This window comes from Devosia sp. (assembly GCF_036406155.1).
In the GTDB taxonomy this organism is placed as follows: Bacteria; Pseudomonadota; Alphaproteobacteria; order Rhizobiales; family Devosiaceae; genus Devosia_A.
The window spans coordinates 1-12447 of the sequence record NZ_DASWVV010000214.1 but is presented as its reverse complement, the minus strand read 5'-3'; the positions used below and the strand labels follow the sequence as shown (position 1 = coordinate 12447).

Here is a 12447-nt window from a genome sequence, read left to right as displayed (position 1 = left end):
GCCCGCGGGCGAGGCCGCGCCGCCCCCGCCGTGCGGCACCCAGCCCATCGGCATCGCCCGCATGCAATGGCCGACCGCGGCCCTGCTGGCGCAGATCCATGCGGATATCCTCGCGGCGACGTTCGGGTGCGAGGTATACCTGCAGGAGGGCGATCTCGCCGCCACCGGTTCCTCCATGGGCGCCACCGGGCAGCCGGCGGTGGCGCCGGAGCTGTGGGTCGCGCGCATCCCCGAGATCTGGAATGCGGCGATCACCGGCCAGAAGGTGCGGCAGGCCGGGACAAGCTATGACGAACCGGTCCTCGAGGGCTGGTTCGTGCCCGATTTCGCGGCCGCGGCGTGGCCCGACATCGTCACCGTCGAGGGCCTCAAGGCACACGCGGCGGAACTGGTTCCGAACCGCCGGCCGCGCTTCCTCTCCTGCCCGGCCGATTGGGCCTGCTCGGTGATCAACCGCAACCTGCTCAGGGCCAACGGCCTGAGCGAGATGTTCGACGTCATCGTGCCGGCCAACCGCTTCGAGCTCGACACGCTGATCGCCGAGGCGGTGGGCCGCAAGGAGCCGATCGTCTTCTATTACTGGCAGCCCAATGCCATCCTCGCCCAGTTCGGCTTCCGGCCCGTCGATCTGGGCGCCTACGACAAGGAAGGCTTCCGCTGCGCCGGGCGGCAGGCGTGCGCCGCCCCCGTGCCCACCAGCTTCGCCCCCGATCCGGTCGTGATCGCCCTCAGCGAGTGGGTCTACATGGAGGCGCCGCAGGTGGCGTCGTATTTCCAGCGCGCCAGGATGCCGGTCGCCGAGATGAACGCCATGCTGCAGGCGCTGGGCGAGCCGGGGGCAACCGTCGAGGCCGTGGCGCAGGGTTTCGTTGCGGCGCGCGGCGCGGTGTGGCGGCCGTGGGCAGGCCTGCCGGCGGAACCCGAAGCCGCCGTGCCGCAAGCTCCCGGTCCGGCCGGCGACGAGTAGCGCCCGGCGCGGGCGGCGGCCGTTGCGGCGGCTGAAATATTTGACGGCGGCGGCGCGGGCTCCATAGGCTATGTGCCCTTCACCGAGAGGATTCGCCTATGAGACCTCACGTCAAGCTTGCGGCCCTGGCCCTTGCCGCGTTCCTGGCCGCCGTCGCTGCACAGGCCGCCACCGCCGCCGAATGCGAGACCGACCGCACCATCGACATCGCCGAGATGGGCTGGCCGTCGGCCGCGGCGCTGGCCCGCGTGCATGCCGTCATCCTCGCGAAGGGCTATGGCTGCCGCGTGGCGCTGGTGCCGGGCGATACCGTCCCGACGCTGGCTGCCATGGTGGCCAAGGGTGAACCGGCGCTGGCCCCGGAACTGTGGCCCAATGCCAGCAAGGAAGCCTGGGAGAAGGGCCTGGCCGCGGGCAAGGTGGTCGATCTGGGGCCCGCCATCGCCGAGGGGCTGGTGCAGGGCTGGTACATCCCGACCTATGTGGCCGAGGCCAATCCGGGGCTGCGCTCGGTCGAGGACCTGCCCAGGTACTGGCAGCTGTTCAAGGATCCCGACGATCCGGGCAAGGGCCGGTTCGTGTCCTGCCCCCCGGGCTGGGCGTGCGAGATCATGGATGCCAACTTCTTCAAGGCCTACGGCCTCGGGGACACCTTCAACCTGTTCTCGCCGGGCTCGGCGGGGGCGCTGGACGCCACCATCGCGCAGGCCTTCCTGCGCCGCGAGCCCATCGTCTTCTACTACTGGGGACCAACGGCCATGATGGGCCGCTTCCCCATGACCCGGCTGGAGATGGCCCCGTTCGACGAGGCGAAGTTCGCCTGCATCGGCGATGCGGCCTGCGCCAACCCGGAAAAGACGGATTTCGTCGTCCCCGACGCGGTGAAGGCGGCCGCCAGCTGGCTGCCGCAGGAGGCACCGACCGTGGTCGAGTACCTGCGCAAGGCCAGCCTGACCAACGCCGAAATCGGCCGCATCCTGGCGTGGGGCGAGGAGAACAAGGCCGATGCCGAGGCCGTCGCCGAGAATTTCCTGAGGACCGAAGAGGCGATCTGGACCGGCTGGGTGCCGGCCGAAATTGCCGCGGCGGTCACGGCCGGCCTCGACTAGGCGAGCCGGCGCGGGCCGGAGGTGCGGCGGGGCGGCAGCGGCCCGCCGCCTTGGGTTGAGGGCACGATGTTTCCGGAACTCTTCGACACCGCGCCGCTCAGGCGTGCCATCGACGACGGGCTCGACTGGCTGATCGCCACCTGGGGCGAGGGCTTCGAGGCCGCTGCCTCGCCCCTGCAATGGACGCTCAACACCATCGAGCAGGGTCTGCTGGCGCTGCCCTGGTGGGCGCTGATCGCGATCCTCACCGGCCTCGCGCTCCTGGCCACGCGCAAGCCGGCCCTGCCGCTCGTCGTGGCCGCCGCCATGCTGTTCCTGGGCGTGCTGGGCCTGTGGGAGGATGCCATCAAGACCATGGCGCTGATGCTGACGGCGACGCTGGGGACGATTGTCGTCGCTATCCCGCTGGGCGTGGCGATGTCCGGATCGGCCCTCCTGCGGCGCGTCCTCACCCCGGTGCTCGACCTGATGCAGACCATGCCCAGCTTCGTCTATCTCATCCCGGCGGTGATGGTGTTCGGCCCGGGGCGGGTCCCGGCGGTCCTCGCCACCATGATCTATGCCGCCCCGCCGCTGATGCGGCTCACCGATCTCGGCCTCAGGCTGGTCGATCCCGACGTGCTCGAGGCCGGCTGGTCCTTCGGCATGACCCGGGGCCAGCGGCTGCTCAAGATCCAGGTGCCGCTGGCGCTGCCCACCATCTTCGCCGGCATCAACCAGGCCACCATGATGTCGCTCTCCATGGTGGTGATCGCCTCGATGATCGGGGCCGGCGGGCTCGGCTACCAGGTGCTGCAGGGGATCGGCCGGCTGGAAGTCAGTCGCGGCCTGCTCGCCGGACTCGGCATCGTGGCGCTGGCCATCGTTTTCGACCGCGTCACGCAGGCCTTCGGCCGGCGGCTGCAGCAGCGCCTCGGCGTGACGGACTTCAAGCCGTGAGCGCGGTCATCGATATCCGGGAGGTCACCAAGATCTTCGGCCGCAGCCCGGAGCGGGCGCTGGCGCTGCTGCGCGCGGGGCGCGGCAAGCAGGAGATCCAGGCCGAGACCGGCAACGTGGTCGGGCTGGACCGCGTCTCGCTCAGCATCGAGGCGGGCGAGATCTACGTCGTCATGGGCCTGTCCGGCTCGGGCAAGTCGACGCTCATCCGCCACGTCAACCGGCTCGTCGATCCCACCTCGGGCGGCATCGTGGTCCACGGCGTCGACGTCATGGCCATGGACGCCGCCGGGCTCCGCGCCTATCGGCGCAACACGGTGTCGATGGTCTTCCAGCGCTTCGGCTTGCTGCCGCACCGCTCGGTACTGGACAACGTCGCCTTCGGCCTCGAGGTCCGCGGGCTCGGGCGCGCCGAGCGGGAGACGGCCGCCCGCCGCTGGATCGAAACGGTTGGCCTCGCCGGCTACGAGCGCTCGCGGCCGCGCCAGCTCTCCGGCGGCGAGCAGCAGCGGGTGGGGCTGGCCCGCGCGCTGGCCATGGATACTCCGATCCTGCTCATGGACGAGGCGTTTTCGGCGCTCGATCCGCTCAACCGCGCGCAGATGCAGGATGAACTGCTGGCTCTGCAGCGCCGGCTCCACAAGACCATCCTGTTCATCACCCACGATTTCGACGAGGCGCTGAAGCTGGGGACGCGCATCGCGGTGCTGCGCGACGGGGCGGTGGAGCAGGTGGGCCGCCCCGAGGAGATCGTGCTGCGGCCGGCCACCGCCCACGTCGCGGCCTTCGCCCGCCATGTCGGCCGCGCCCGCGCCGTCCCGCTTGCCGCCGTTATGGAGCGGGGGGCGTTCGCCCCGTACCCGGCACGCCTGCCGGCGACCGCGCGCTGCGAGGACGCGCTGGCGCTGTTCGCCGCCCATGCGTGGATCGGGGTGGACGACGCCGACGGGGCGCAGGTCGGCCGGGTCGGGGTCGGCTCGGTGCTCGAGGCGCTGGCGCAGCCCGGCAGCACGGAACCCTAGCGCGGCCCGGGGTGGCTCATATTCCGGTTCGGAATACCGCCATTTGGCGCAGTTGCCTCGGGGCGCGGGCCGCGCCATAAAGGCACCCGCAAACGCGGCGGCCGGCGATTTCCACGGAGAGACGATCTTGGAAGTGAAGCGGATCAACGACAGCATAAGCGTTTCGCCGCAGATCAGCATCGGGGATGTGGCGGCAGTCAAGGCCGCCGGTTTCACCACCATCATCAACAACCGCCCCGACGGCGAGGCGCCGGACCAGCCTGCTGGCGAGGCCGTTCGCCAGGCGGCCGAAGCAGCCGGACTGGCCTATCACTACATACCGCTCGGCCGCGACGGGGTCTCGCCCGACATGGTCGCGCAGACCCGGGAGGCGCTCGAGGGGAGCGCCGGCCCGGTCCTGGCCTATTGCCGGTCGGGGACGCGCTCGACGACGCTGTGGGCGCTGTCGCAGGCGGGTCGAAGGCCCGCCGCCCAGATCATCGCGGAAGCGGCCGGCGCCGGCTACGACCTGTCCCATCTGGCGGGGCACCTCGGCTAGCCGCCTCGTCCGACCGCCTGTTTTCGTCGGGGCCGCACGGCCCCCTTGTCCCCTCCTGCTCGGATGCCAACGATGCCGATCAAGAAAATCCTCGTCGCCAACCGCAGCGAAATCGCCATTCGCGTCTTTCGCGCCGCCAACGAACTGGGGATGAAGACCGTCGCCTGCTTCGCCGAAGAGGACAAGCTGGCGCTGCACCGCTTCAAGGCCGACGAGGCCTATCTGATCGGCAAGGGCAAGGGGCCGGTCGAGGCCTATCTGCAGATCGACGAATATATCCGCATCGCCCGCATTTCCGGTGCCGACGCCATCCATCCCGGCTACGGCCTGCTCTCGGAAAGCCCCGAATTCGCCGAAGCGTGCGAGGCTGCCGGCCTCGTCTTCATCGGCCCGCGCGCGCAGACCATGCGCGACCTGGGCAACAAGGTCGCCGCCCGCAACATGGCCATTGCCTGCGGCGTGCCGGTGGTGCCGGCAACCGCGGCGCTGCCGGATGATCTCGATGAAGTGGCGCGCATGGCAGCCGAGATTGGCTATCCGCTGATGCTCAAGGCGAGTTGGGGCGGCGGCGGCCGCGGCATGCGCCGCATCTCCTCCGAAACGGAGCTGAAGACCGAGGTCTCCGAAGGCCGTCGCGAGGCCAAGGCCGCCTTCGGCAAGGACGAGATGTATCTCGAGAAGCTGATCGAGCGCGCCCGCCACGTCGAGGTGCAGCTGATCGGCGACGCGCACGGCAACCTCGTGCATCTGTTCGAGCGCGACTGCTCGGTGCAGCGGCGCAACCAGAAGGTGGTGGAGCGCGCGCCCGCCCCCTATCTCGGCGAGGCCGCGCGCCGCGACCTCACCGAGGCGGCGCTCAGGCTCGGCCGCGCCGCCAACTACCGCGGCGCCGGCACCGTCGAGTTCCTGATGGATGCCGACAGCGGCAAGTTCTACTTCATCGAGGTCAATCCGCGCATCCAGGTCGAGCACACCGTCACCGAGGCGGTGACCGGCATCGACATCGTCAAGGCGCAGATCCGGTTGCTCGAGGGTGCGGTGCTCGGCACGCCCGAATCGGGGGTGCCGCCGCAGGAGGAAATCCGGCTCAACGGCCACGCCATCCAGTGCCGCATCACCACCGAGGACCCGGAAGAAAACTTCATCCCCGACTACGGCCGCATCACCGCCTATCGCGAGGCCACCGGCTTCGGCGTCCGGCTCGACGGCGGCACCGCCTATGCCGGGGCCATCATCACCCGCTTCTACGACCCGCTGCTGGAAAAGGTCACGTGCTGGGCGCCGACGCCGCAGGAGGCGATCGCCCGCATGGACCGGGCGCTCAGGGAGTTCCGCATCCGCGGCGTGTCCACCAATCTCGCCTTCCTCGAGAACGTCATCTCGCACCCGGACTTCGTCTCCAACCGCTACACCACGCGCTTCATCGACACGACGCCGGAGCTGTTCGCCATCCGCCGCCGCAAGGACCGCGCGACCAAGCTCTTGACCTACATCGCCGACGTCACCATCAACGGCCATCCGGAAGTGCGCGACCGGCCGCGCCCGCCTTCCGGCGCCCCCGTGCCGGTGGTGCCGGACTATCCGCCATCGGCCGCCGTCGCCGGCTCGCGCCAGGTGCTGGAGCGCGAGGGGCCGGCGGGCCTCGCCCGCTGGATGAAGGCGCAGACGCAGGTGCTGTTCACCGACACCACCATGCGCGACGCCCACCAGAGCCTCCTGGCCACGCGCATGCGCAGCTACGACATCACCCGCATCGCCCAGGCCTATGCGCGCGGCCTGCCCAATCTGTTCTCGCTCGAATGCTGGGGCGGGGCGACCTTCGACGTCGCCATGCGCTTCCTCAACGAGGATCCGTGGGAGCGGCTGGCGCAGGTGCGCGAGGGGGCGCCCAACATCCTCACCCAGATGCTGCTGCGCGGCTCCAACGGGGTCGGCTACACCAACTACCCCGACAACGTGGTGAAGTTCTTCGTGCGCCAGGCGGCCCTGGGCGGCGTCGACGTCTTCCGCATCTTCGATTGCCTCAACTGGGTGGAGAACATGCGCGTCTCCATCGACGCCGTGGCCGAAGCCGGCAAGGTCGCCGAAGCCGCCATCTGCTACACCGGCGACATGCTCGATCCGAGCCGGGCCAAGTACGACCTCAAATACTATGTCGGGCTGGCGCGGGAACTGGAGGCCGCGGGCGCCCACGTGCTGGGCATCAAGGACATGGCCGGGCTGCTCAAGCCGGCGGCGGCGAAGAAGCTGGTCGAGACGTTGCGCCAGGAAACCGGCCTGCCGATCCACCTGCACATGCACGACACCTCCGGCGCCGCGGCGGCCACGATCCTTGCCGCCGTCGAGGCCGGGGTCGATGCCGTCGATGCGGCGATGGACGCGCTCAGCGGCACCACCAGCCAGCCGACGCTGGGCTCGCTCGTCGCCGCGCTCAAGGACGGGCCGCGCGACCCGCAGCTCGACGGCAAGGCCATCCGCGAGATCTCCCTGTACTGGGAAGCGGTGCGCACGCAGTACCGCGCCTTCGAGAGCGAACTGCGCTCGGGCGCGTCGGAAGTCTATCTGCACGAAATGCCCGGTGGCCAGTTCACCAATCTCAAGGAGCAGGCGCGCTCCATGGGGCTGGAAACGCGCTGGCACGAGGTGGCCGAGACCTATGCCGACGTCAACCGCATGTTCGGCGACATCGTCAAGGTCACGCCCTCGTCCAAGGTGGTGGGCGACATGGCGCTGGCCATGGTCTCGTCCGGCCTGACGCGCGCCGATGTCGAGGACCCGGGGCGCGAGATCGCCTTCCCCGATTCGGTGGTCGGTTTCTTTGCCGGCGACCTCGGCCAGCCGCCGGGCGGCTTCCCCGAGGCGCTGCAGCAGAAGGTGCTGAAGGGCAGGGCGCCGCTCACCGCGCGTCCCGGCTCCTATCTCAAGGATGTCGACCTCGAGGCGGAGCGGGCCAGGATCGCGCGGGAGGCGGGCGAGCCGATCGACGACAAGCGCCTCGCCTCCTACCTGATGTACCCCAAGGTCTTCGCCGAGTTCACCCGCACGCAGGAGCGCTACGGCCCCACCGAGGTGTTGCCCACCCCGGTCTATTTCTACGGGCTGCAGCAGGGCGAGGAGATCCTCATCGACATCGAGAAGGGCAAGACGCTGGTGCTGCAGTATCTCGGCCGCGCCGAGACCAACGACAAGGGCCAGGTGCGCGTCTTCTTCGACCTCAACGGCCAGCCGCGCAGCGTCGCGGTGCCGGACCGGCTCAAGGCCGGCGACATCGTCGCCAGGCCCAAGGCGGCGTCCGGCGACCCCAGGCAGGTGGCGGCGCCGATGCCGGGGGTGATTTCCACGCTGGCGGTGGTGCGCGGCCAGCAGGTCGTCGCCGGCGACGTGCTGCTCTCCATCGAGGCGATGAAGATGGAGACGGCCCTGCACGCGGAAACCGACGGGGTCGTCGCCGAGGTGCTGGTGAAACCGGGCGACCAGATCGACGCCAAGGACCTGCTGGTCCGGTTCGAGTAGGTTTCAGGTCGCCGTGCCGGCCCCGTTCTCCCCGAGGCGGGCGGTGACGATGGTGCGCACCAGCCCCGCCGGCAGGGGCTGGTCCGGCGTGAACCGGATCGTCCCCTTGGCGACGCGGAAGCCGGTGAGTTCGTCGGCCAGCGAATCGAGCAGCGCCGGGCTCATCGGATAGAACCCGCAATGGGCCTTGAAGGCGGCGTAGCAGACGAGGTTGCCGTGGTGGCGGAACCCGGGGACGCCATAGATCATGGCCTCCTCTGCCTTGGGAGCGGCGGACTTGATGGTGGCGCGCAGCTTCTCGAGGGCGCCGCGAAAAGGCTCTGGGACGTTCGCGATATAGATATCGATCGCGGCGGCAGGGTCACTGCCGGCGTCCGTCGATTTCGCGGTCATCAAGCCCTCCTGCCGAACGGGCCGGAGTCTAGAGCCGCCGCCAGGTGCCGTCGATGGTCCTGTCGCCGTTCGTGCCGGTCGGGCGCGACGGCCGCACCGGGGCGACCTTCGGCAGGAGGGAAACGATCCAGCTCACCAACATGGGGATGACGACGGCATCATCGAGCCAGCCGGCAATCGGGATGAAGTCGGGGATCAAGTCGAGCGGGCTCAGCAGATATAGCGGGACCAGCAGCATCAGCGCCTTGAGGCGCATCGGCGTCTCGGGGGCGAGGAAGGCTTGCCACAGGGTGACGAGTTCGCGGCGGAAGGTGATGAAGCGGGCGAGAAGCGAGAATTTTCCTGGCATCGACCTTAAATGGTTCCATGCATTTCCGGTTTCAAGAACCTTCCCGGATCTTGCACGTCCAGGTTCAAGAGCGGGCCGCGGCGGCTTGCGTCAGGCGGCCGCCAGCTCCTCGGCAATGGCGATGCGGTTGCGGCCCTGCGACTTGGCGACGTAGAGGGCGCGGTCTGCCTGGTACAGCACGTGGTCGAAACTCGGATGGGCGCGCTCCGGGCCGGCAATGCCGATGCTGACCGTCTGCCGATAGGCGACGATGCCGTCGGGGGCGGTGGTGCGGCGGCTGGTCTGCTTCCTGACCCGCTCCGCCACGGCGGCGGCCGCGGCGGCGTCGGCGCCCGGCAGCAGGGCCACGAACTCCTCCCCGCCCCAGCGCGCGAACAGGTCCGGCCGGCGCAGCGTCGCCTCGCACAGGGCGGCGAAGTCGCGCAGGGCGGCGTCGCCCGCGGCGTGGCCATAGGTGTCGTTGATCGACTTGAAGTGGTCGAGGTCGAGCATCAGCAGCGTGTAGCTGCCCTCGCCGCGTTGCCACCGTTCATGGATTTCACCTGCCTTTTCGAGGAAGGCGCGGCGGTTCAGTACGCCGGTCAGGTGGTCGCGCGTCGCCAGTTGCACGTGCTGTTCGAGCAGCGCGATACGGTCGGAGATGTCGCGGACATGGGCGACCATCAGCGGGCCGGTGTCGGTTTCCACCTGCTGGATGGAGATGGCCACCGCAAACTCGCTGCCGTCGGCCCGTACCGCACGCAGGGCATTGCTGCGCTGGCCCATGTAGCGCGCCTGCTCGCCGCGCTCGATGAAGCCGCGGACGTGGCCGACATGCTTGCGGCGCAGCGCTGCCGGCAGCAGGATGGTCAGCGGCTCGCCGATGGTTGCGGCCGCGCTGCGGCCGAACATCTCCTCGGCGGCGCGGTTGAACATCACGATGTTCTGGTCAGCGTCGATGCCGATGACGCCGTCGGCGGCGGCGGCGACGATGGCACGGAACGGTTCGGCAGGCCCGTCGGTGAGGAAGTTCATCGGCCGCTTGTCGGCGGCTCTTCTTGTCGGCACTCGTTCCCCCGGCTTGCACTCGCCTCGTCGCGCCACCGTAGGGGCAACCGGATGAACGCTGCGTAAATGCGTTGCGGGATTTGCCCGATGGGCCTATGTCTCGGTGTACGATGACCCTTTCGCCCCGCAAGCATACGGTCGGTGTCGATGTCGGTGGCGTGATGGTCGGCGCCGGCGCCCCGATCGTCGTGCAGTCGATGACCAATACCGACACCGCCGACATCGAGGCGACGGTCCGCCAGGTCGCGGCGCTTGCCCGCGCCGGTTCCGAACTGGTCCGCATCACCGTCGATCGCGACGAGTCCGCCGCGGCCGTGCCGCATATCCGCGACCGCCTGCGGGCGCGCGGGGTCAACGTGCCGCTGATCGGCGACTTCCACTACATCGGCCACAAGCTGCTGAGCGAGCATCCGGCCTGCGCCGAGGCGCTGGACAAGTACCGGATCAACCCGGGCAATGTCGGCTTCAAGAACAAGCGCGACGTCCAGTTTGCGACGCTGATCGAGCTGGCCGTGAAATACGACAAGCCCGTGCGCATCGGCGTCAACTGGGGCTCGCTCGACGAGGAACTCCTGACCCGGCTGATGAACGAGAATGCCGCGGCTGCCGAACCCGTCTCGGCCGCCGCCGTGCAGCGCGAGGCGATCATCCAGTCGGCCCTGCTCTCGGCTGCCCGCGCCGAGGAACTGGGGCTCGGGCGCAACCGCATCATCTTGTCCACCAAGGTCTCGGACGTCCAGCAGCTGATCGGCGTCTATCAGGAACTGGCCAGGCGCTGCGACTATGCCCTGCATCTGGGCCTGACCGAGGCAGGCATGGGATCGAAGGGGATCGTCGCCTCCTCGGCCGCCATGGGCGTCCTCCTGCAGCAGGGGATCGGCGACACCATCCGCGTGTCCCTGACCCCGGAACCGGGCGGCGACCGCACCCAGGAGGTGCGGGTGGCGCAGGAGCTGCTGCAGACCATGGGCTTCCGCCAGTTCCTGCCGGTGGTTGCCGCCTGCCCCGGCTGCGGGCGTACGACCTCGACCACGTTCCAGACGCTGGCCAAGGACATCCAGGATCATCTCACCGCCTCGATGCCCGAATGGCGCGAGCGCTACCCGGGGGTCGAGGCGCTGACCGTCGCGGTCATGGGCTGCATCGTCAACGGCCCGGGCGAGAGCAAGCACGCCGATATCGGCATCTCGCTGCCCGGCACCGGCGAGCAGCCGGCGGCCCCGGTGTTCATCGACGGCGAGAAGGTCGCCATCCTGCGCGGCGCCGACGTCGCCGACCAGTTCAAGCAGATGGTCGCCGACTACATCGAAAAGCGCTTCGGCCGGGGGGCGGCGGCGTCGGCCAGGACGGCGGCCGGTTAGCTCAGGCGCCGTCCGACTGCGATACCTCGCAGGCATCGGCCCAGCGGCCGCCGCACAGCTCCAGGAGCCGCTCGAGCGGCAGGCGCACCGAGGCGTGGGTCGAGCCGCCCGCGGGGATGACCTCGTCATAGACCTTGAGCGAGACGTCGCAATAGATGGTGAGCGGCGCCGGCAGCCCGAAAGGACAGACGCCGCCGACTTCGTGGCTGGTCAGGCGCAACACGTCCTCCGCCCCGAGCATGCGCGGGCGGCCGCCGAAGGCGGCCTTGGCCTTGCGGTTGTCGAGCCGGGCGTCGCCCCGCGTCACCAGCAGGAACTCGTCGCCGTTCACCCGGATGGCGAGGGTCTTGGCGATCTGCCCGGGCGCGCACCCATGCACCTCGGCGGCAAGCTGGACGGTCGCGGTCGAAGCGTCGGTGACCATGACGTCGAGATCGGGGGCGCGCGCGGCAAGGTCGGCGCGGACGGTTTCAAGGCTCAAGTCAACTCTCCCGGCTGGCAAAATACAGGGCGGTGCGGCGCAGGCCCTCCGCCTCGGCGCCGAAGGGCAAGAGGGCGCCCAGCGCGTCGTGGGTGATCTCGGCGAGCTGGCGGCGCGCCGCCTCCACGCCGATGCGGGCCACCAGCGTCTGCTTGCCGGCGCCCGCGTCCTTGCCGGTGGCCTTGCCCATGGCCGCCGCCGAGGCGGTGACGTCGAGCAGGTCGTCGGCGAGCTGGTAGGCCCGGCCGGCCGCCTCGGCGAAGCGGGTCAGCTGGGCCATGGCGTCGTCCGTGGCGCCGCCGAGGATGGCGCCCATGCGCACGGCGGCGCGGATCAGCGCGCCGGTCTTCATCGCCTGCATGCGGCCGATCTCGGCGTCGGAGAGCCTTGCCGTCTCGCCCTCGATGTCGCGCATCTGCCCGCCGACCATGCCGCCGGCGCCTGCGCCCAGGGCGAGTTCGGCGACCAGCCTGAGGCGGGCGGCGGGGTCGGGATCGCAGTCCTCGCGCGCCAGCAGCTGGAAGGCCAGGGTCAGCAGGGCGTCGCCGGCGAGAATGGCGGTCGCCTCGTCATAGGCCCGGTGCACGGTGGGGCGGCCGCGCCGCAGGTCGTCGTCGTCCATGGCCGGCAGGTCGTCGTGGATCAGCGAGTAGCAATGCACCGCCTCCACTGCCAGGCCGGCGACGATGGTGCTTTGCGCCGGGACGCCGAACAGGCCGGCCGCCTGG

At 69.9% G+C, this 12447-nt stretch carries 12 protein-coding genes; 7 read left to right on the top strand and 5 right to left on the bottom strand.

Features of this window, described 5'->3' with window-relative positions; all coding sequences use genetic code 11:
* The 6 genes from VGD93_RS15170 to pyc all read left to right on the top strand — a co-directional run.
* Positions 1-967, top strand: a 967-nt coding sequence (locus tag VGD93_RS15170) for a glycine betaine ABC transporter substrate-binding protein (protein WP_395013007.1), incomplete at its 5' end; no start/stop codon positions are given.
* 98 nt (positions 968-1065) lie between these two features.
* Complete coding sequence (locus tag VGD93_RS15165) at positions 1066-2076, top strand: ABC transporter substrate-binding protein (protein ID WP_395013006.1); 1011 nt, start codon at positions 1066-1068, stop codon at positions 2074-2076.
* A gap of 66 nt (positions 2077-2142) precedes the next feature.
* Positions 2143-3015, top strand: coding sequence for an ABC transporter permease (locus VGD93_RS15160; RefSeq protein ID WP_395013005.1), 873 nt, complete (start codon positions 2143-2145; stop codon positions 3013-3015).
* Positions 3012-4037: a quaternary amine ABC transporter ATP-binding protein gene (locus VGD93_RS15155; protein ID WP_395013004.1), complete on the top strand. Its 1026-nt coding sequence runs from the start codon at positions 3012-3014 to the stop codon at positions 4035-4037. Before VGD93_RS15160 ends, VGD93_RS15155 begins: the two co-directional genes overlap by 4 nt.
* 133 nt (positions 4038-4170) lie before the next feature.
* The gene (locus VGD93_RS15150; protein WP_395013008.1) at positions 4171-4575 is read left to right on the top strand and encodes a TIGR01244 family sulfur transferase; all 405 of its coding nucleotides are present in this window, start codon (positions 4171-4173) and stop codon (positions 4573-4575) included.
* 72 nt (positions 4576-4647) lie between these two features.
* The gene (pyc, locus tag VGD93_RS15145; protein ID WP_395013003.1) at positions 4648-8088 is read left to right on the top strand and encodes a pyruvate carboxylase; all 3441 of its coding nucleotides are present in this window, start codon (positions 4648-4650) and stop codon (positions 8086-8088) included.
* Between the two features lie 3 nt (positions 8089-8091).
* Here pyc and VGD93_RS15140 read toward each other — a convergent pair whose 3' ends face one another.
* The 3 genes from VGD93_RS15140 to VGD93_RS15130 form a co-directional block, all read right to left on the bottom strand.
* Positions 8092-8481, bottom strand: coding sequence for an iron chaperone (locus VGD93_RS15140; protein WP_395013002.1), 390 nt, complete (start codon positions 8479-8481; stop codon positions 8092-8094).
* A gap of 28 nt (positions 8482-8509) precedes the next feature.
* A complete protein-coding gene (locus tag VGD93_RS15135) occupies positions 8510-8830 on the bottom strand; it encodes a YkvA family protein (RefSeq protein ID WP_395013001.1) in 321 nt (106 codons plus the stop codon).
* A 90-nt stretch (positions 8831-8920) separates the two neighbouring features.
* Positions 8921-9877 (bottom strand): GGDEF domain-containing protein, encoded by a 957-nt coding sequence (locus tag VGD93_RS15130; protein ID WP_395013000.1) that lies wholly within the window; start codon positions 9875-9877, stop codon positions 8921-8923.
* Positions 9878-9987: 110 nt separating this feature from the next.
* On the opposite strand from VGD93_RS15130, the gene ispG reads away from it, so the two are divergent.
* On the top strand, positions 9988-11238 hold the full coding sequence (ispG, locus tag VGD93_RS15125) for a flavodoxin-dependent (E)-4-hydroxy-3-methylbut-2-enyl-diphosphate synthase (protein ID WP_395012999.1): 1251 nt from the start codon (positions 9988-9990) through the stop codon (positions 11236-11238).
* Position 11239: 1 nt separating this feature from the next.
* On the opposite strand, the gene VGD93_RS15120 is transcribed toward ispG, so the two are convergent.
* Both VGD93_RS15120 and VGD93_RS15115 read right to left on the bottom strand, forming a co-directional pair.
* The gene (locus tag VGD93_RS15120) at positions 11240-11719 is read right to left on the bottom strand and encodes a YbaK/EbsC family protein (protein WP_395012998.1); all 480 of its coding nucleotides are present in this window, start codon (positions 11717-11719) and stop codon (positions 11240-11242) included.
* 1 nt (position 11720) lies between these two features.
* The coding region (locus tag VGD93_RS15115) for a polyprenyl synthetase family protein (protein WP_395012997.1) at positions 11721-12447 on the bottom strand (727 nt) is incomplete at its 5' end.